Origin of the sequence: Frigoribacterium sp. Leaf263, from assembly GCF_001422285.1 — a bacterium.
Classification (GTDB): Bacteria; Actinomycetota; Actinomycetes; order Actinomycetales; family Microbacteriaceae; genus Frigoribacterium.
Genome location: NZ_LMMO01000001.1, coordinates 416,108 through 435,593 on the forward strand (window position 1 = coordinate 416,108; position 19,486 = coordinate 435,593).

18 protein-coding genes are annotated in these 19,486 nt (G+C 70.7%); 12 read left to right on the top strand and 6 right to left on the bottom strand.

The window, feature by feature from the left end; translation table 11 throughout:
• Positions 1-64: 64 nt before the first annotated feature.
• Positions 65-1,750: an energy-dependent translational throttle protein EttA gene (gene ettA / locus ASF17_RS01915; protein ID WP_055794677.1), complete on the top strand. Its 1,686-nt coding sequence runs from the start codon at positions 65-67 to the stop codon at positions 1,748-1,750.
• A gap of 1 nt (position 1,751) precedes the next feature.
• Positions 1,752-2,225, top strand: coding sequence for an acyl-CoA thioesterase (locus ASF17_RS01920; RefSeq protein WP_055794679.1), 474 nt, complete (start codon positions 1,752-1,754; stop codon positions 2,223-2,225).
• Between the two features lie 82 nt (positions 2,226-2,307).
• On the opposite strand, the gene ASF17_RS01925 is transcribed toward ASF17_RS01920, so the two are convergent.
• On the bottom strand, positions 2,308-3,177 hold the full coding sequence (locus ASF17_RS01925; protein WP_055794681.1) for an acyl-CoA thioesterase: 870 nt from the start codon (positions 3,175-3,177) through the stop codon (positions 2,308-2,310).
• Between the two features lie 21 nt (positions 3,178-3,198).
• Here ASF17_RS01925 and ASF17_RS01930 point away from each other — a divergent pair, with 21 nt between their 5' ends.
• Positions 3,199-3,876, top strand: a complete 678-nt coding sequence (locus tag ASF17_RS01930; RefSeq protein WP_055794682.1) for a hypothetical protein — start codon at positions 3,199-3,201, stop codon at positions 3,874-3,876.
• Between the two features lie 22 nt (positions 3,877-3,898).
• On the opposite strand, the gene ASF17_RS01935 is transcribed toward ASF17_RS01930, so the two are convergent.
• From ASF17_RS01935 to pepN, 3 genes are all read right to left on the bottom strand, one after another.
• The gene (locus ASF17_RS01935; RefSeq protein ID WP_082475038.1) at positions 3,899-4,354 is read right to left on the bottom strand and encodes a globin; all 456 of its coding nucleotides are present in this window, start codon (positions 4,352-4,354) and stop codon (positions 3,899-3,901) included.
• Positions 4,355-4,404: 50 nt separating this feature from the next.
• Positions 4,405-5,406 (bottom strand): mechanosensitive ion channel family protein, encoded by a 1,002-nt coding sequence (locus tag ASF17_RS01940; protein ID WP_055794683.1) that lies wholly within the window; start codon positions 5,404-5,406, stop codon positions 4,405-4,407.
• A gap of 127 nt (positions 5,407-5,533) precedes the next feature.
• Complete coding sequence (gene pepN, locus ASF17_RS01945) at positions 5,534-8,074, bottom strand: aminopeptidase N (RefSeq protein WP_055794685.1); 2,541 nt, start codon at positions 8,072-8,074, stop codon at positions 5,534-5,536.
• A gap of 89 nt (positions 8,075-8,163) precedes the next feature.
• Between pepN and ASF17_RS01950 the strand changes: the two genes are divergently transcribed.
• From ASF17_RS01950 to ASF17_RS01970, 5 genes are all read left to right on the top strand, one after another.
• The gene (locus ASF17_RS01950; protein ID WP_055794687.1) at positions 8,164-8,790 is read left to right on the top strand and encodes a mycothiol-dependent nitroreductase Rv2466c family protein; all 627 of its coding nucleotides are present in this window, start codon (positions 8,164-8,166) and stop codon (positions 8,788-8,790) included.
• A 79-nt stretch (positions 8,791-8,869) separates the two neighbouring features.
• Positions 8,870-9,355: a ribose-5-phosphate isomerase gene (locus ASF17_RS01955; RefSeq protein WP_055795553.1), complete on the top strand. Its 486-nt coding sequence runs from the start codon at positions 8,870-8,872 to the stop codon at positions 9,353-9,355.
• A gap of 97 nt (positions 9,356-9,452) precedes the next feature.
• A complete protein-coding gene (locus ASF17_RS01960) occupies positions 9,453-10,427 on the top strand; it encodes an Fpg/Nei family DNA glycosylase (RefSeq protein WP_055794689.1) in 975 nt (324 codons plus the stop codon).
• A 4-nt stretch (positions 10,428-10,431) separates the two neighbouring features.
• The gene (locus ASF17_RS01965) at positions 10,432-11,052 is read left to right on the top strand and encodes an FMN-binding negative transcriptional regulator (protein WP_055794691.1); all 621 of its coding nucleotides are present in this window, start codon (positions 10,432-10,434) and stop codon (positions 11,050-11,052) included.
• Positions 11,049-12,554 carry an amidohydrolase gene (locus ASF17_RS01970; protein ID WP_055794693.1) on the top strand — a complete coding sequence of 502 codons (1,506 nt, stop codon included), beginning with the start codon at positions 11,049-11,051 and terminating at the stop codon, positions 12,552-12,554. Before ASF17_RS01965 ends, ASF17_RS01970 begins: the two co-directional genes overlap by 4 nt.
• A 97-nt stretch (positions 12,555-12,651) precedes the next feature.
• Here ASF17_RS01970 and ASF17_RS01975 read toward each other — a convergent pair whose 3' ends face one another.
• Positions 12,652-13,140, bottom strand: a complete 489-nt coding sequence (locus ASF17_RS01975; protein WP_055794695.1) for a Dps family protein — start codon at positions 13,138-13,140, stop codon at positions 12,652-12,654.
• Between the two features lie 189 nt (positions 13,141-13,329).
• Here ASF17_RS01975 and ASF17_RS01980 point away from each other — a divergent pair, with 189 nt between their 5' ends.
• From ASF17_RS01980 to ASF17_RS01990, 3 genes are all read left to right on the top strand, one after another.
• Positions 13,330-14,739, top strand: a complete 1,410-nt coding sequence (locus ASF17_RS01980; protein WP_055794697.1) for a sensor histidine kinase — start codon at positions 13,330-13,332, stop codon at positions 14,737-14,739.
• A gap of 4 nt (positions 14,740-14,743) precedes the next feature.
• Positions 14,744-15,409 (top strand): response regulator transcription factor, encoded by a 666-nt coding sequence (locus ASF17_RS01985; RefSeq protein ID WP_055794699.1) that lies wholly within the window; start codon positions 14,744-14,746, stop codon positions 15,407-15,409.
• Positions 15,410-15,495: 86 nt separating this feature from the next.
• Entirely contained in the window at positions 15,496-16,803 is a 1,308-nt protein-coding gene (locus ASF17_RS01990; protein WP_156357254.1) for an acyltransferase family protein, read from the top strand.
• Here ASF17_RS01990 and ASF17_RS01995 read toward each other — a convergent pair.
• Positions 16,777-17,562 (bottom strand): SGNH/GDSL hydrolase family protein, encoded by a 786-nt coding sequence (locus ASF17_RS01995; protein WP_055794703.1) that lies wholly within the window; start codon positions 17,560-17,562, stop codon positions 16,777-16,779. The two genes, ASF17_RS01990 and ASF17_RS01995, sit on opposite strands and share 27 nt — an antisense overlap.
• A gap of 114 nt (positions 17,563-17,676) precedes the next feature.
• Between ASF17_RS01995 and ASF17_RS02000 the strand changes: the two genes are divergently transcribed.
• Complete coding sequence (locus ASF17_RS02000; protein WP_055794704.1) at positions 17,677-19,485, top strand: acyltransferase family protein; 1,809 nt, start codon at positions 17,677-17,679, stop codon at positions 19,483-19,485.
• Position 19,486: the final 1 nt, after the last annotated feature.

Below are 19,486 nucleotides of genomic sequence, written 5' to 3' on the forward strand. Positions count from 1 at the left end.
GCGCCGCGCCCCTCTCCGCTTCCACCCACCGGGGCGCTGCGCCCCGCCCGATAGACTGGATCCCATGGCCGAATACATTTACTCGATGGTGCGCGCCCGCAAGGCGGTCGGCGACAAGCTGATCCTCGACGACGTCACGATGTCGTTCATCCCGGGCGCCAAGATCGGCGTGGTGGGGCCCAACGGCGCCGGCAAGTCGACGATCCTCAAGATCATGGCGGGGCTCGACACCCCCAGCAACGGCGAGGCGAAGCTCAGCCCCGGCTACACGGTCGGCATCCTGATGCAGGAGCCCGAGCTCGACGAGACGAAGACCGTCCTCGAGAACGTCCAGGAGGGCGTCGGCCCGATCAAGCAGAAGCTCGACCGGTTCAACGAGGTCTCGGCCGCGATGGCCGAGCCGGACGCCGACTTCGACGCGCTGCTGGCCGAGATGGGCACCCTGCAGGAGGACATCGACGCCGCCGACGCGTGGGATCTCGACTCGCAGCTGGAGCAGGCCATGTCGGCCCTCCGCACGCCGCCCGGTGACGCCGAGGTGGCGAACCTCTCCGGCGGTGAGAAGCGCCGCGTCGCGCTCTGCAAGCTGCTGCTCCAGAAGCCCGACCTGCTCCTCCTCGACGAGCCCACCAACCACCTCGACGCCGAGAGCGTGCTCTGGCTCGAGCAGCACCTCAGCAAGTACCCCGGCGCCGTGCTCGCCGTGACCCACGACCGGTACTTCCTCGACCACGTCGCCGAGTGGATCGCCGAGGTCGACCGCGGTCGCCTCTACCCGTACGAGGGCAACTACTCGACCTACCTCGAGAAGAAGGGCGAGCGCCTGCAGGTCCAGGGCAAGAAGGACGCCAAGCTCGCCAAGCGCCTCGCCTCCGAGCTCGAATGGGTCCGCAGCAACGCGAAGGGCCGCCAGGCGAAGTCGAAGGCCCGTCTCGCCCGCTACGAGGAGATGGCGAACGAGGCCGAGCGCACGCGCACCCTCGACTTCGAGGAGATCGTGATCCCCGTCGGGCCGCGTCTCGGCTCGCAGGTCATCGACGCGACGAAGCTCCACAAGTCGTTCGGCGACCGCGTGCTGATCAACGACCTCTCGTTCACGTTGCCTCGCAACGGCATCGTGGGCGTGATCGGCCCCAACGGCGTCGGCAAGACGACTCTGTTCAAGACGGTCGTCGGTCTCGAGCCCCTCGACGGCGGCGAGCTCAAGGTCGGCGAGACGGTCGACATCTCGTACGTCGATCAGAGCCGCGGCGGCATCGATCCGAACAAGAACCTCTGGGAGGTCGTCTCCGAGGGGCACGACTACATCCAGGTGGGCAAGACGGAGATCCCCTCGCGGGCCTACGTCTCGCAGTTCGGATTCAAGGGGCCGGACCAGCAGAAGAAGGCCGGCGTGCTGTCGGGTGGTGAGCGAAACCGACTCAACCTCGCGCTCACGCTGAAGCAGGGCGGCAACCTGCTGCTGCTCGACGAGCCCACCAACGACCTCGACGTCGAGACCCTGGGCAGCCTCGAGAACGCGCTCCTCGAGTTCCCCGGCTGCGCCGTGGTCATCACCCACGACCGGTGGTTCCTCGACCGGATCGCCACGCACATCCTCTCGTGGGAGGGCCTGAACGACGACGGCACCCCGAACTGGTACTGGTTCGAGGGGAACTTCGAGGCCTACGAAGAGAACAAGGTCGAGCGTCTCGGCGCCGACGCCGCCAAGCCCAGCTCGGCGACGTACCGCAAGCTGACGCGCGACTGACATGACCCGCCTGCACGTTCCGACCCGGGTCCGCTGGAGCGACCTCGACGGGTACCGGCACGTGAACAACGCGTCGATGCTGCGCCTCCTCGAGGAGGCGCGCATCGACGCGTTCTGGTCCGCCGGCGGGTCCGCCGGCGAGACCTCGACGGCGGCCGTGCTCGACGGCAGCCCCGGCGCCGACACCATGACGCTGATCGCCCGGCAGGAGCTCGAGTACCTCCTGCCGATCCCGTACCTGCGCGCGCCCCTCGACATCCAGATCTGGGTCGGCCGACTCGGCGGCGCGAGTCTCGAGATCTGCTACGAGGTCCGGTCGCCCGTCGGTGCCGAACCGGCGCAGCTCTTCACGAAGGCGGCGACCACGATCGTCCTGGTCGAGGCGGCCACCGGGCGGCCGCGGCGGATCTCCGACGTCGAACGGGCCGCCTGGCAGCCCTACATCGAGCCGCCGCTGGTCTTCCGGCGCCCGTGACCCCACGGCGCCGACGATCCGACGGGTTCGGCCCCGCGGCGTTAGCGCAGCGGCCGACCCCAGGGCCGCGCGGTCGACGGGATCAGGCGCGCGGCACCCGGATCATGCCCTCCTGGGCGACGCTGGCCAGCAGCCGACCCGAGACGTCGTAGATCCGACCGAGGGCCAGGCCACGTCCGCCCGTGGCGTTCGGGCTCTCCTGCACGTAGAGCATCCACTCGTCCGCGCGCCCGGGTCGGTGCCACCACATCGCGTGATCGAGGCTCGCCGCCTTGAGCCCCGGCGTGATCATCGGCACGCCGTGGCGCCGGTAGATCGTCTCGAGCAGGGTGTAGTCGCTCGCATAGAGCAGAGCGGCCCGGTGCAGATCGAGGTCGTCCGGCAACGGCGACGTCGCCCGCATCCAGACGGCCTGATGAGCGACGCGCGCGCCGTCGATCGAGAAGTAGACGGGCGAGGGCACATGTCGCATGTCGAACGGCCGGTCCGCCCAGGCCCGCGCCACCGGGTGGTCGACGGCGGACAGCAGTTCGGCGTCGCTCGGGACGTCGTCCGGACCGGGCAGATCCGACGGCATGTCGATCTGGTGGTCGAGGCCGTCGTCGAGGGTCTGGAACGACGCGATCATCGACAGGATCGGCACGCCGTCCTGCGACGCCTGCGTGCGTCGGGTGGCGAACGACCGACCGTCGTGGATCCGATCGACCGTGAAGGTGATCGGGATGCTCAGGTCGCCCGGGCGCAGGAAGTACGCGTGCAGAGAGTGGACGGCCCGCTCATCGCCGATGGTGCGCTGAGCGGCGACCAGCGACTGCGCCATGACCTGACCGCCGAAGACGCGGCCGAGGGGCTCCCACTGCGAGGTGCCGGTGAAGACGTCTTGACCGCCGACGTTGCCCGCGGGGGCGAGGTCGAGGGTGGCGAGCAGGCTCTGCAGCGGATCGTCGGTCATCCGATGTAGTTTAGGGGGCCGATGAGCACGACATTCACCCTCCCCGACTCCCTTTCCCTCAGCGATCTCGCGACCTATCTCGGGCGGGCGGGCCGGGTCGAAGACGGCTCCGTCCGGCTCATCGCCGGCTCCGGCGTCCTCGCCGTCTACGCCGCCGTGTTCTACCCCCTCGGTCTGCTCGACGAGAGCCCCACCGTGCTCGGTCTCCGCACCTTCCAGCTCGACGACGCGCCCGTCTTCGACGCCGTCGTGCCCGTGCGCTCCCTGACCGAACGCCTCGTGCGCCTCCAGAACGAGGTCGTCGACCCCACCGCGCCCGTGACGGTCTCGCTGCCGGTGCAGGTGAACACCGTGACCTGGGCGGCCATCTCGCCTCCGCGCGGCGGCTGGTCCGCGCTGCCGGGTGCCGACGAGGCGACCCTCCGCGCCACGGCGACCTCCGGCATCGACGAGATCGCGGCCGCACTGCCGGAGAACGCGGGCGAGCAGATCGTCCACCGCGTGCGATCGGAGGTCTGGTCGCGCTCCGTCCCGGGTTACGAGCATCTCCCCGCCGGGGCCGCGTTCGCCGGTCTCAGCCTGGGGTTCCTCGTCGAGGGCGACGGGGTGGCGCTGTTCGAGACCGGCCCGTGGACGCGACTGACGACCAGCCGGGGCCACGTGCTCGTCAAGCGCCGCGCCTCCCTGCTCGGGGGCTGACGCCCTCGGTCGAGGCGTCTCCTCAGGCGGAGGGCGCGTTGACCATGGCATGGGCGGCGCGCTCGAGGTAGGCCCAGAGCGTGGCGTCGTCCAACGGCGAGAGCGTCAGCTCGTCGACGGCCGTCCGCATGTGCAGCAGCCAGCGGTCGCGTGCCTCGGGCGTGACGGTGAACGGGGCGTGCCGCATGCGGAGACGAGGGTGTCCGCGTTCCTGGCTGTAGGTCGTCGGTCCGCCCCAGTACTGCTCGAGGAACCCGGTCAGACGCTGGATCGCCCCTTCGAGATCGGACTCCGGGTACATGGGCCAGAGGAGCTCGTCCTCGCGGACCCCCTCGTAGAACCGGCGCACGAGACGCTCGAAGGTCGGACGTCCGCCGATCTGCTGCCAGAAGTTGCCCTGCGCGGCGTCCTGCCCGAGGCCTGCGCGGAGGGTGACGGGCTGACCCGCGCCTCCCGGGCTCGGCGGGCCGACGGGCAGACCGGCCCCGCCGTTCGGGCCGGACGACGAGGGGGTGAGAGGGGATCCGGTCACTTGCGCTTGCCCTTCGGGATGTGCGGTGTCGGCGAGGTGCGCGGGGCACGGGCGCCCTGCACGGAGAAGGCGCTGTCGAAGCCGGTCAGCACGACGCTCGTGAGCGACGGCAGGACGATGTCCATCGCGTCGGTGGTCTTCTTCAGTCGCGCCCGCAGCTCGCGGTCGACCGTGTCCCGGTCGGAGGATCGGGTCTTGACCACGATCCGGATGACCACGTGCTCGTCGGCGACGGACTGCAGACCCCAGACCTCGGGCTGATCCATGATCGCGCGTCGCCACTTGGGGATGGCGGCGAGCTCGTCGGCGGTCCTCTGCATGGCGTCCTGCACCTCGTCGACGTCGGCCGAGTACGGCACGGCGAGATCGATGACGACGCGGCTCCAGCCCTGCGACATGTTGCCCACCCGGAGGATCTCGCCGTTGCGGACGAACCACAGCACGCCGTTGACGTCGCGGATCTGCGTCACCCGGATGCCGACGGCCTCGACGACGCCCGCGGCGGGGCCGACGTCGACCACGTCGCCGACGCCCAGCTGGTCTTCCGCGACCATGAAGATGCCGTTCAGCATGTCCTTGACGATGTTCTGAGCACCGAAGGCGAGGCCTGCCCCGACGACGCCCGCCGCGCTGACGATCGCGACGACGTTGAAGTCGAGCTCGCCCATGATCAGCACGAGCGCGACCGCGGCGATGACGACCGTCACCACGTTGTTGAGGACGCTGCCCAGGGTGCGGGTGCGCTGGACCACCCGCACGGCCTGGAGGGGCGAGGCCATCAGCGCCTGCGTGTCGTCGACGTTCTGCTTGCGCTTGATCCCGTTGACCACCTGATCGACGACGCGTCGGATCGTGAAGTGCAGCCCCACCCGGAGGAGCACGGCCACGAGCAGGATCCCCGCGATGCGGATGGGCACACCCCACATCTGCCAGAAGGCGTCCCAGTCGAACGAGGCGGGCGTGGCGGCGGGTGTCTGCGCGAGGAGGAGGAGGTCCATATGAGCGACAAGTCAAGCACGCCCACGCAAGCCCGACTCGACGGAGGCTGAACGCGAGGACGGCGGACCCTGTGAGGGATCCGCCGTCCGAGTCGCTCGCCCGGGCGAGCGGGCGAGGTGCGAGGGGTTACCGCGCGTCGGTCTCCTGTGCGCGCAGCGCCCGCTCGACGCCCGAGACGCTCTCGCTCACGATGCGACGGAGCGCAGGGACCTCCGGGTTGGCCTCGAGCCACGCGTACGACGCGTCGACGAGGGCCTGATCGGCGAGCCCGGCCGGGTAGAGCCCCGAGACGAGCGTGTCGGCGATGTGGTAGCTGCGCGACTCCCAGATGCCGGTCAACGAGGCGAAGTACCGCTCGACGAGCGGCTGCAGGACCGCCGGGTCGTTCGCGTGCTGGAACCCGAGGGTCGTCGCGCGCACGATCGCGTTCGGCTGCTCGGCGCTGTCGACGATCGAGGCGAAGGCGGCCTGCTTGCCCTCGGTCGTCGCGATGGTCGCCCGGGCGCGGGCTGCGGCCTGGGCCCCGTTCGCCGTGTTGTCGGCCGCCAGGGCCGCGTCGATCTCGGCCTCGCCGGCGCCTCCGACGAGCACGAGGCCCTCGAGCAGCTGCCAGCGGAGGTCGGTGTCGACGGTGAGGCCCTCGAGGGTGGTCGATCCATCGATCAGACCGGCCAGCGCCTCCCGGTGGGTCTCGGTCGACGCGATGGCCGCGAAGAACGTGACGAACTGGAACTGGGCGTCCGAGCCGGCCTCGGCGCCCTGCGCCAGGGCCCACAGGCCGTCGCCGACCGCGGTGATGGTGGAGGCGCGGCGCGACGGGGCCACGTAGGTGCGGGCCGCCTGCAGCAGCTGCGACAGCGTCGTGCGGATCGTCGTCGACTCGGTCTCGGTGGCGATGTTGTCGAGGACGAGGCGAACGTAGTCCGAGGCGCGGGTCTCGGCGTCGCGCGTGGCGTCCCAGACGGAGCCCCAGACGAGGGCGCGGGCCAGGGGGTCGGCGATCTCGGAGAGGTGCGCGAGAGCGGTCTCGAGCGAGGCCTCGTCGAGACGGATCTTCGCGTAGGCGAGATCGTCGTCGTTGATCAGGACGAGATCGCCCCGCGACAGACCCACGAGCTCGGGCACCTCGGTGCGCGGGCCGTCGACGTCGATCTCGACGCGGTCCGTGCGGACGAGCTTCTCGCCCCGGCGGGCGTAGAGGCCGATCGCGAGGCGGTGCGGGCGGATCGTCGGGTAGTCGACGGGGGCCTCCTGCAGCACGGCGAACGAGGTGATGACGCCGTCGGCGTCGACCTCGAGCTCGGGGCGGAGGGTGTTGACGCCCGCCGTCTCGAGCCACAGCTCCGACCAGCTGGTCAGCTCGCGGCCCGAGGTGGCCTCGAGCTCGACGAGGAGGTCGCTCAGCTCGGTGTTCGAGTGGTGGTGCTTCTGGAAGTACGCGGCGACGCCGGCGTAGAAGGCGTCGATGCCGACCCACGCGACGAGCTGCTTCAGAACCGACCCGCCCTTGGCGTAGGTGATGCCGTCGAAGTTGACCTGGACGTCCTCCAGGTCGTTGATCGTCGCCACGACGGGGTGGGTCGACGGCAGCTGGTCCTGGCGGTAGGCCCAGCTCTTCTCCATCGCCTGGAACGTCGTCCAGGCCTCGGTCCATTCGGTGGCCTCGGCCGTCGAGATGGTGGAGGCCCACTCGGCGAACGACTCGTTCAGCCAGAGGTCGTTCCACCACTTCATGGTGACGAGGTCGCCGAACCACATGTGGGCGAGCTCGTGCAGGATCGTGACGACGCGTCGCTCCTTGATCGCGTCGGTCACCTTGCTGCGGAACACGTAGGTCTCGACGAAGGTCACGGCCCCCGCGTTCTCCATCGCGCCCGCGTTGAACTCGGGCACGAAGAGCTGGTCGTACTTCTCGAACGGGTACGCGTACTGGAACTTCTCCTCGTAGTACGCGAAGCCCTGACGGGTCTTCTCGAAGATGTAGTCGGCGTCGAGGTACTCGGTGAGCGAGCGCCGGGTGAAGATGCCCAGGGGGATCGTGCGGCCGTCGGCGCTGGTGAGATCGCTGCGCACCACGTCGTAGGGGCCGGCGATGATCGCGGTGATGTAGCTCGAGAGCACCGGGGTCGGCGCGAAGGTCCAGGTGCCGTTCTCGCCGTCGACGACGGGCTCGGGCGTCGTCTGGTTGCTGACGACCTGCCAGCGGGCGGGTGCCGTGACGGTGAACTGGAACGTCGCCTTGAGATCGGGCTGCTCGAACACCGCGAAGACGCGGCGGCTGTCGGGCACCTCGAACTGCGAGTAGAGGTACACCTCGCCGTCGACCGGGTCGACGAAGCGGTGGAGGCCCTCGCCCGTGTTCGTGTACTCGGCGTCGGCGACGACCTCGAGCACGTTGTCGGCGGCCAGGTCGTCGAGCTGGATGCGCACGCCGTCCGAGACGGCCGAGGCGTCGAGCGCCGTGCCGTTCAGGACGACCGAGTGCACGGTGCGGGTCAGGGCGTCGATGAACGTCGAGGCGCCCGGGGTGGCGGTGAAGCGCACGGTGGTCGAGCTGCCGAACACCTCGTCGCCGCGGGTCAGGTCGAGGTCGATCTCGTACGACCGGACGTCGACGATGCTCCTGCGCTCTTGCGCTTCGACGCGGGTGAGGTTCTCTCCGGGCACGCTTGCTCCATCCGTGTAGGTAGTGAGGGGACTCGTGGTCCGCTGAGAGCCTAGACCGGCCGTCGTGGCGCGGGGTGTTGACTGGGGCGATGACCGACACCGTCGCCCCCGCCCCCCGAACCGCCGTCGACTTCTGGTTCGACCCGTCGTGCCCCTGGGCCTGGATGACCAGCCGGTGGATCGACGAGGTCAGCGCCCACCGCGACCTCGACGTGACCTTCCACATCATGAGCCTCGCCGTCCTGAACGAGGACAACGACGTGAGCGACGAGTACCGCGCCAACTTCGCGCGCATGCTGCGCTACACGCGCCTCGTCACGGCGGTCGGCGAGCTGCACGGTCAGTCGCACGTCAAGCCGCTCTACGACGCCCTCGGCACGCGCATCCACGCCGGCGGGGAGACCGACGCCGACAACGTGATCCCGGCGGCGCTCGCCGAGGTCGGTCTGCCGGCCGACCTCGCCCGGTACGCCGACTCCGACGAGTACGACGAGCAGATGCGCGCGAGCCACTTCGACGGCATCGAGCGCGTCGGACAGGACGTCGGCACGCCCGTGATCGCCGTGAACGGCACCGCCTTCTTCGGGCCGGTCATCTCGCCGGCGCCGACGGGCGACGAGGCCGCCCGCCTCTGGGACGGCGTCGTCGCCGTGGCCTCGTATCCCGGCTTCTTCGAGATCAAGCGCACACGCACGGTCGGGCCGATCTTCGACTGACGACCCGCGCCTCCGCGACCCGGAGCCGAGGAGGTGCGGGTCGTCGGCACCGCGCGCCCCCGGTTCTAAGATGATCACCATGCGCATCCACGTGGCGACCGATCACGCCGGCCTCGAGTTCAGCCAGACCGTCATCCAGCACCTGACCGACGCGGGCCACGATGTGACCGACCACGGCCCCGCCTCGTACGAGCCGCTCGACGACTACCCGTCGTTCTGCATCGCGGCGGCCCGGGCGGTCGTCCGCGACCAGCGCGCCGGCCACGAGGCCCTCGGGGTCGTGTTCGGCGGATCGGGCAACGGCGAGCAGATCGCCGCGAACAAGGTCGAGGGCGTCCGGGCCGCGCTGGTCTGGAACGACTCGACGGCCAAGCTGGCGCGTCAGCACAACGACGCCAACGTCATCGCCATCGGAGCGCGCCAGCACACCGAGGCCGAGGCGCTCGCCTTCATCGACTCGTTCGTGTCGGAGCCCTTCACGCACGACGAGCGCCACGTCCGCCGCATCGCCCAGGTGGGCGAGTACGAGACCACCGGGGCCATCGCCGGGCACCCGGTCGACTGACGACGTAACGTCGACTGCGGCGGGCACCCCGATCGGGGTCCCGCCGCTTCGTCGTCCCGGCCCCGTCGCCGGGATCCACCCCGAGAGAGGGAGCATCGTGCCCGAGGGTCATTCCGTCCATCGCATCGCGAATCAGTTCGAGCAGAGCTTCGTCGGTCATCGAGCCGCGGTGAGCTCGCCGCAGGGGCGCTTCGCCGCGGGCGCCGAGAAGCTCGACGGCGCCACGATGATCGACGCCAAGGCCGTCGGCAAGCAGATGTTCCTCGAGTTCGACAACGGGCTCTGGCTGCACGTCCACCTGGGGCTCTACGGCGCGTGGGACTTCGCGGGGGAGATCGCCACGGGTCACTCGATGGCCGAGTCGCGTCGTCGGCGGGCCGCGACGCGGCGCGCTGAGAACGCGCCCGACGACGACGGCGAGCACTCGATGTCGAGCATCGGGGCGCCGCGCACGAGTCGGGTCCGGATGGCCGAGCAGGAGAAGGCGGAGGACGACATCGAGTCGTTCCCGCCCGAGCCCGTCGGACAGGTCCGCGTGCGTCTGCTGACCGACACGGCCGTCGGAGACCTGCGCGGCCCCACGAAGTGCGAGGTGCTCGACGCGGCCGGCGTCGATCTCGCGATCGCGAAGCTCGGCCCCGACCCCCTGGTCGACTCGCCCAGGAAGGGCGCCGACCGCTTCGTCGCGGTGGCCGGCAGGAAGCGCACCCCGATCGGGCTGCTGCTCATGGACCAGAGCGTCGTCAGCGGCATCGGGAACATCTACCGGGCCGAACTGCTGTTCCGGGCGAGACTTGACCCGCACACGCCGGGTGTCCAGGTGCCCGAGGAGGTCCTGCGTGCCCTCTACAAGGACTGGACGAAGCTCCTGAAGAGCGGCGTCGAGCTGGGGCAGATGATGACCATGGACGGTCTGACGAAGGCGCAGCACGCCAAGGCCCTCCGCAGCCGCGCCGACCGGCACTGGGTCTATCACCGCGAGGGACTGCCCTGCCGGGTCTGCGGCACGAACATCGTCATGGAGATGGCCGCGGGTCGGAAGCTCTACTGGTGCCCGACCGACCAGACTTGAGCGCATGCGCCACACACCAGGGTTCGTGCTCTCCGACGTCGACGAGGTCAGGCGGCTGATCCGCGAGAACCCGTGGGCGACGATCGTGTCGCACACGGGCGAGGGCATCGTCGCGTCGCACTACCCCGTCGTGCTCGAGCCCGGCGACGATCCCGACGCGATCGTCCTCGTCAGCCATGTCGGCCGCCCCGACGAGCGGTCGCACGAGCTGGGCGAGCACGAGGTCCTGGTCATCATCCAAGGGCCCCATGGCTACGTCTCGCCGGGCTGGTACCCGGCCGAGCAGATCATCCCGACCTGGAACCACGTGACGGCCCATCTCTGGGGCACGCCCGAGATCCTCTCCGACGACGAGAACTTCCGAGTGCTCGGCGAGCTCGTCGACCACTTCGAGCAGGTGATGCCCGAACCGTCGACGCTCACCCTCGACGAGGCCGGCTCGCGGCGCGTCGCGAAGGGCACGGTGGGCATCCGCCTCCGGGTGACCCGGTTCGACGCGCGGCTCAAACTCAGTCAGAACAAACCGCCGGAGGTCGTCGACCGCATCATCGACGAGCTCGAGCACGGCGAGCACTACGCCCAGCCGTCCCTGGCCGCCGAGATGCGCCGGGTGCGGGACCGATGACCCCTCCGGGAACCGAGGAGGCGCGGAGTCTGCTCCTGAGGGGCGCCCGCCTCGTCGGCGGCGACGGCTCCCCGACCGACGTGCTCGTGGAGTCGGGCGAGGTGTCGTCGATCGCGCGCGGCATCACGCCGGGGCGGGGGGCCGAGGTCGTCGAGCTCGACGGGCGCTGGCTCGCGCCGGGGCTGTGGGACTCCCATGTGCACATGGACCAGTGGGCCCTGGCCCGACGTCGCCTCGATCTCTCGGGTGCGGCGTCGGCCGCCCAGGCGGCCTCCCTCGTCGGCGAACGACTGCGCGTCGACCCGCCGGCGGCCGGCGAGACCCTGGTCGGCTACGGCTTCCAGGACGCCCTCTGGCCCGACGCGCCGACCCGCGGCGTGCTCGACTCGGTCAGCGGGGACGTCCCCGTCGTGCTGGTGAGCAACGATCTCCACGCGGCCTGGCTCGACTCGGCGGCCCTCGCCCGGTACGGACACGCGGGCCACGAGACCGGCCTGCTGCGCGAGCAGGCGGCGTTCGACGTGAGCGTCCGGGTGAGCGCCGTCGACGACGACCTGCTCGACGGCTGGGTCGCCGACGCCGCAGCGGCGGCCGCGAGCCGCGGCGTCGTGGGGGTCGTCGACCTCGAGATGTCGTACTCGCTCGACCGATGGGTCCGGCGGGTGAAAGGTGGCGCGCGGAGCCTGCGGATCGCGGCCGGGGTCTACCCGGCCGACCTCCATCGCGTCGTCGACCGGGGCCTCCGGACGGGCGATCCGATCGAGGGGACCGACGGTCTCGTCACCATGGGGCCGTTCAAGATCATCACCGACGGCTCGCTGAACACGCGCACCGCCTGGTGCCACGACCCGTATCCGGCGGTCGGCGGCGAGCCCGCCCATCGGGGGGTGGCCGCCTACACGACGCGCGAGCTCGTCGACTGGCTGCGCCGCGCCTCCTCGGCGGGTCTCGTCCCCGCGGTCCACGCGATCGGCGATGCGGCCAACGCCATGGCCCTCGACGCGTTCGAGGAGGTCGGCTGCGGCGGGGGGATCGAGCACGCCCAGCTGGTCGACGCGGCCGACGTCGATCGCTTCTCACGACTGGGGGTCGTGGCGAGCATGCAGCCCGAGCACGCGATGGACGACCGGGACGTCGCCGACCTGCTCTGGGCCGGCCGGACGGATCGGGCCTTCGCCCTCGAGACCCTGCTGGCGGCCGGGGTCGCGCTGCGGCTCGGCTCGGACGCCCCGGTCGCCCCGCTCGACCCGTGGGTGACGATGGCCGCGGCCGTCTCGCGGTCGCGCGACGGCCGCGATCCCTGGCACCCCGAGCAGCGCATCGTCGCCTCGGCGGCCCTCGCGGCGTCGACCGGCGGGCGCTCGGCCGTGACGACCGGTTCGGTCGCCGACCTCGTCGTCGTCGAGGCGGATCCGCTGAGCGTCGACGACGAGACGATGCGCTCGATGCCGGTGTCAGCGACCCTGCTCGGCGGTCGTCTCACGCACGGCACGCTGGACTGACCCGGCCACCGCCGGATCGACGACGAGCGCGGCACCCGCGGACGACGGAGGCCGCCGCCCCGAGGGGCGGCGGCCTCCGTCCGTCGGGGGAGCGGACTCAGCCGGCGACGTGCGCGGCGAGGAACCAGCGGTCCTTCTCGAGGCCGCGCGAGATCTCGATGGCGACGTCCTGGCTCGACGCGTCGAGCTCGCCGAGCTCGTCGATCGCCGTGCGGACGGCCACCAGCGAGGCGTCGATCTGGGCGACGAGCTCGGCGATGGTGGTGTCGATCTGGTTGAAGCCGGGCGACGTCGGGGGGATGACCGTGTTGGCGGCGACGGTGGCGATGCGGCCGTCGACCGGGAGGCCGAGGGCGACGACGCGCTCGGCGGCGAGGTCGGCCCACTCGCGGGCGTGGTCGACGACCACGTCGATGAGCTCGTGCACGGCGATGAACGCGATGCCGCGGACGTGCCAGTGCGCCTGCTTGCCGTTGACCGAGAGCGCGGTCATGTCGGTGACGATCTGGCTGAGGAACTGGGCGACGCCGGCAGCGACGTCGGGGTCGACGGATCCCTGGGGGACGGTGCGGGTGAGGTCGGTCATGACGTGGTCCTTTCCTTGACGATGGGGACAACGCTAGAGGTCTGAGAAGATTCCGCAAGCAAGCTGAGGCTCGGCTCACCAAGGGCAGCCTGACCTCATCGTCGCCGCCGAGGGGGGGGGATAACCCCACCGGGCTTCCGGTCGCTGGCACCATGGGTCGCGCGCCGGTCGTCGACCAGGCTCGACAGCATGAACCAGGAGAGCGTCATCGCCACCCACAACCCCTACCTCTCGCCGCCGCGGCAGTCGGGCGGCTACGCCCGCCGATGGCGGGGGCTTCCCCGCGAGCTCGGCTACATCGCCCTCTCGGCGGTGCTGGTCGTCGTGGTGGGCATCGGCGCGAGCATCTTCCTGTCGGCGCTGCGGGGCGTCGGCGACACGGTCACGGGCTTCATCGCCTTCGCCGTCCTCGTCTTCGCCTCGCTCTGGCTGGCCAGGTGGTTCGGCACCTTCGAGGTCATCAGGCTCCGGTGGGCCTCCGAGCGGCCCATCCGCCCCGTCGACTGGACCCCGAACACCGTCTGGGGTCGGTCCGACAAGCGGGTGGTCCGGGCCGTGTCCGTCGTCGCGAACCCCCACTACTGGCTCTACCTGCTCTATGCACTCGTCGTGTTCCCGGCCGTCGCGGGATTCACCGCGTTCGTGACCGTCGCCTCGCTCGTCGTGCCCCTCGGGCTCGTCCTCGCCGGCGTCCTCTTCGTCACCTCCATCGCCCCATCCGACGCGTACTCGTTCACCGAGACGATCGGCGGCACGTCGTTCGGGCTCCTGGCCCTCTTCTTCGGCGTGGTCGTGCTCACGGCCGTGGTGCTCCTCCTGCCCTACGTCGTCCACGGCTTCGTCGTGATGCACCAGGCCATCGCCGCGGCGATGCTCGGCGGCTTCCGCTCCGACGAGCTCGAGGTGGAGCTGGCCGACCGCGAGATCTCACGCACCGCCGCCCTGTCGGCCGAGGGCACGGCCCTCCGCCGCCTCGAGCGCGACATCCACGACGGTCCGCAGCAGCGCCTCGTGCGTCTGCAGATGGATCTCGCCGCCGCCTCACGCGCGATCGAGACCGACCCCGACAGGAGCCGGACCCTCATCGAGGAGGCGCGGCTGCAGTCCCAGGAGGCCCTCGAGGAGCTGCGTGCGCTGTCCCGCGGCTTCGCGCCTCCGCTGCTGCTCGACCGAGGTCTCATCGCCGCCCTGGAGTCGCTCGTCGACCGATCGGTGATCCCCACGACCCTGCTCGACCGGGTCCCCGCCCACGTCGTCGTCTCGAGCGACATCGAGCGCAACGCCTACTTCATCGCGTCGGAGCTCGTGACCAACATCGGCAAGCACGCCGAGGCGTCGTCGGCCGACCTGGTGGTCCGGACCCGACAGGCCCCGGACGGCGCGGGGCTCCTCCTCGAGCTCGTCGTCACGGACGACGGTCGCGGTGGAGCGGGGCTCCGCGACGGACACGGGCTGGCCGGCGTCCAGGAGCGTCTCGTCGGTCTCGGCGGGTTCCTCGACATCTCGAGCCCGGCGGGCGGCCCGACCATCGTCACGGTGAGCATCCCGATGGCGACGACCGCGACCCTGCCCGTCGACACGGTCCCGCTCGTAGACTGAGCGGATGCCCGACACCACCCTCGACCCCGCCCTCCGCGTGGTGGTCGCCGACGACTCCGTGCTGCTGCGCGAGGGGCTCGTCCGACTGCTCGACGAGCTCGGGGTCACGGTGGTGGGCGCCTTCGGCGACGCGGATCAGCTGCTGGCCGGTCTCGACGACGCGGCCCCCGACGTGGCCGTGCTCGACGTCCGCATGCCGCCGACCCACACCGACGAGGGGGTGCGCGCGGCCATCGAGATCCGGTCTCGCCGACCCGGCACGGCGATCCTCCTGCTCTCGCAGTACGTCGAGGTGGCCTACGCCCGCGATCTCCTCGAAGCCGGCTCCGGGGGAGTGGGCTATCTGCTCAAAGACCGCATCGCCTCGCTCGACGAGTTCCGCGACGCCCTCGAGCGGGTCGCGAACGGAGGCACGGTGCTCGACCCGCAGGTGGTGTCGCAGCTGCTCGGTCGGCGCAGCGACCCCCTCGCCGCCCTGACGCCGCGGGAACGCGAGGTGCTGACCCTCATGGCGGAGGGGCGGACGAACGCCGCGATCGCGTCGGCGCTCGTGATCGGCACCGGCGCCGTCGAGAAGAACGTCACGTCGATCTTCCAGAAGCTGCTCCTCGAAGACAGCGGCACCGACCACCGGCGGGTGCTCGCGGTGCTGGCGTACCTGCAGAACTAGACCCGCGCCTCCTCGGGATCCCCCGTCACGACCCCGGTGCGCGAGACGACGGGGCGCGCGCCGGAGGCCTCGGGTAGCCTGTGGCGATGTCCGCGCCCGCCTCGATCCCGACCTCGACCACCTCGTCGACGAGTCGGCACTGGGGTGACCGGATCGTCGGACTCGAAGGGCTCAGAGGGCTGGCGGCCATGGCCGTGCTGGCTTACCACGTGGCCCACGTGCTGACCCGGGATGTGGAGGACGAGACCCTTCCGCTGCTCGTCTTCCTCATGCACCAGGGTCTCAGCCTGTTCTTCGTGCTCTCGGGGTTCCTGCTGTTCTGGCCCTTCGCGACGCGGATCATCGAGGGGCGCGAGCTGCCGTCGCTGAAGCGGTACACGGCGAACCGGTTCCTGCGGATCTGGCCCGCCTACGTCGTGGTGCTCCTGATCGTGAACTTCGGACTGCAGATGTCGTTCCTGTCGCAGAACGAGTTCGGGCGGCTCCCGTGGTGGAAGACGATCGCCGACCTCACTCTGCTGCACTCGTACCTGCCGAGCACCCTCCGAACGGGTCTCGAGGTGTCATGGACCCTCACCGTCGAGCTGACCTTCTACCTCGTGCTGCCGTTCCTGGCGATGCTCGGTCGCCGGGTGGCGCTCCGCACCTCGGGGTGGATCGGCGCGCTCGTGCCCGTGGGGGTCATGTTCGTCGCCGGGGTGGGCGGCAAGATCTGGCAGCACACCGTCGGCGAGACCTCGGGTCTCAGCGGGGGCGAGCTGAGCTGGTCGGACAACTGGTTCTCGGTGGTCAGCCGCAGCCTCCTGCTGCACGCCGACCTCTTCGCCTTCGGCATGGCGGCGGCGCTGCTGTACATCGCGGTCCGACGCGGGTCGGCGACCCCCATCGCGATCTCCGCCCTCCGCGGCACGCTGATGGTGGTGATCGGCGCCGCCTTCGTCGTCGCCTGGATCGGCTCCACCCCCGAGTTCCAGGACACCTTCGCCTCGATCGGCTTCACGGGGATGCTGCTGCTCATGGTCCTGCCCGCTCACGGCGATCGTCTGGGCTGGATCGCGCGGTTCTGCGACTGGTCGCCCGTGCGGAATCTCGGCGTCATCTCGTTCAGCGTGTACCTCTGGCACATGCCGGTCATCCGCATCATGCAGGATCTCCTCGATCCGGGGCAGGGCGGGCGGGCGCTCTACGCGCTCTATCTGGTCGTGACCGTGACGATCACCCTGCTGCTGGCCACCGCGACCTACTGGGCCGTCGAGAAGCAGGCTCTCAGGCTGAAGCCCTCGGGTCGGCCGTCGCGCGGCGGGGGGCCCGCGGGTCTCGGAGCGACCGCGCCCGGTGACGAGGCCGTCACCGACGGCTCGACGCCGTCAGCCGACGAGCGCGCCCGCGGCTGACGGCGCGGAGACGCCGCGATCGTCGGACGCCTCGGGGCCCGAGGTGATGGCGTCGCTCGGCACGATCGTCTCGAGGATGAGGTCACGGAACGCGCGACCGAGACGGGCGTATCCGCTGTACGTCGGGTGGATGCCGTCGGCGCTGGCACCCGGCGCGAAGAGGCCGTCGTCGCCCCTCGCGAAGGTCCAGGGGTCGACGACGGCGTATCCCTCGCCGTAGGCCCACGAGGCGAGATCGGCGTCGTAGGTCGTCGCGGCCTCGGGCGCCCGCTCGTAGGGCGGGATGGCGGCGATGAGCACGCGGTCGGCGCCGACGGTCTCGATGATCGACTCGTACGACGATCGCGCCTGGGCGAAGCTCGTCCCGAGGCGCACGTCGTTCGTGCCGCCCATGAGCACCAGGAGGTCGGCGTCGACGGGGGAGACGGCGGCTGCCATCTCCTCGACGGTCGCGCCCGCCTTGGCCCAGCCCCCGGCGAACTCGATGCCGTCGCCCTGGGCGTAGGTCATCCAGGACTTGTCGTCGAGGCCGTTCCCGAGGAACCTGCTCCGCCCGGCGCTGAGCGAGTCGCCCACGACGGCCACGCGCAGGTCGCCCGCGGCGGCGGCTGGAGCCGCGCCGCCCTCGGCGCGCGGCGGCGTCGTGCTCGGCGTGCTGCAGCCCGAGAGGCCGAGGCCCGTGACGAGCGCCAGTCCGAGCAGGGCGACCCCGAGGGCACGGGGTCGGCGGCGGCGGAGGAGTGACGGGCCCGGGGTCATGGCGACATTGTGCGGCACCCGGCCGCCCGACGTCTAATCGCCCTGGGTCAGCCGATATTGATATGCTAAAGTTGATATCTGTTCACTGAATTCCGAGCCCGGAGGCCCCGAGAGATGACGTACAGACCCGAGATCGACGGCCTCCGAGCAGTGGCGGTCGTCAGCGTCATCCTCTTCCACGCCGGGGTGGCGGGGTTCTCGGGGGGACTCGTCGGCGTCGACGTGTTCCTGGTCATCAGCGGCTACCTGATCACGGGCATCATCGTCGGCCAGCGCTCTCGAGGCGCCTTCTCCCTGCGGTCCTTCTGGATGCGGCGCATCCGGCGGATCCTCCCGGCGACCCTCGTCGTCCTGGTCGTCTGCACCCCGTTCGCTCTGCTCTGGATGATGCCCGACGAGCTCGAGGGCTTCGGGCAGTCGCTCGTGTCGACGATCCTGTCGGGCAACAACCTGCTGCTCTATGTCTCGAGCGGCTACTTCGACACCGCCTCCGAGTTCAAGCCGCTCATGCACACCTGGAGCCTCGGGGTCGAGGAGCAGTTCTACCTCGTGTTCCCCCTGCTCCTCCTCGTGCTGCTCGCCCGCAGCCGCCGGACGGCTCTGCTCGGCGTCGCCGTCCTCGCCGTCGCCAGCATCGCTGTGGCCTCCTGGCTCGTGGTCGTCGACCCCGACGCGGGGTTCTATCTGCTGCCGTCGCGGGCCTGGGAGCTCCTCGTCGGGGCCGGGCTCGCCCTGCGGATGGCGGGGCGGGGCGATGCCGCACCGCGCCTCCTCGGCCCGCGGTCCGCCGCCGCGGCCGCCGCGGTCGGCCTCGCGGCCATCGTCGGCGCCGTCGTCCTCGTCGACGGCAGCACGGCCGTCCCTCCGGCCGTCCTGGCCGTGCCCGTCGTCGGCACCGCCCTGGTGATCGCCTTCGCGCGCGAGGGGACGCTCGCGGCCCGGGTGCTCTCGCGACCGGTGATGGTCGGCGTCGGGCTGATCAGCTTCAGCGCGTACCTCTGGCATCAGCCGCTCTTCGCCTTCGCCCGGGTCTGGTCGCCCGAGCAGCCGCCCGTCGTCGTGTTCGTCGCCCTGTCGTTCGCCTCTCTCGGTCTGGCGTGGCTCACCTGGCGGTTCGTCGAGACGCCGTTCCGGTCGCCGAGCGCCGTCCGGCCCCGGGTCTTCGTGCCGGTGATCGGCTCGACGGTCGTCGTCGTCACCGCGTTCGGGCTCGTGCTGAACGCCGGCGACGGGCTGCCCGGACGGGTGTACGGGCCCGACGTGCTGGCCGACGGGGCCATCGACGTCATGTACGTGCAGCGACTCATCGAGTCCGACGCGGCGCGCTTCGTCGACGACGACCGGTTGAACGTCTTCGTGGTGGGGAACAGCTTCTCGCGCGACCTCGGCAACGCGGTCCTCGAGACGTACCCGGACGCCAGGCTCGAGATGATCCACCAGCCCGGCGTGCTGGGCTGCTTCGACGCCGAGCCCCGACCCGCGCACTTCGACGAGCGCTACGAGCAGGCCGATCTCATCCTCTACGCGACCGATCGGACCTACGAGCCGTGCGTGCGGGACGATCTCGACCGGGCCGTGGCCGACGGCAAGGAGATGTTCGTCGGAGGGGCGAAGAACTTCGGAGACAACGCCAACTGGATCATCCGCCAGGGCCCGGACGAGCGCGCTCTGCTGACCAACCGCGTGCCCGAGGAGATCGTCGATCGGGACCGCGTCGCCCGCGAGCTCGTGCCGGCCGAGCATCTCGTGCCGTGGCTCGACCTCGCCGAGGGCGGGCGGATCCCGATCACGGACGAGGAGGGGCGGATCCTGTCACCGGATCGCATCCACTTCACGAAGTACGGAGCCGAGTACTTCGGGCAACGCGTGCTGCCGGAGACCGGGCTCGACGCGATCATGGAGTCGGTCACGCCGGAGGAGTGAG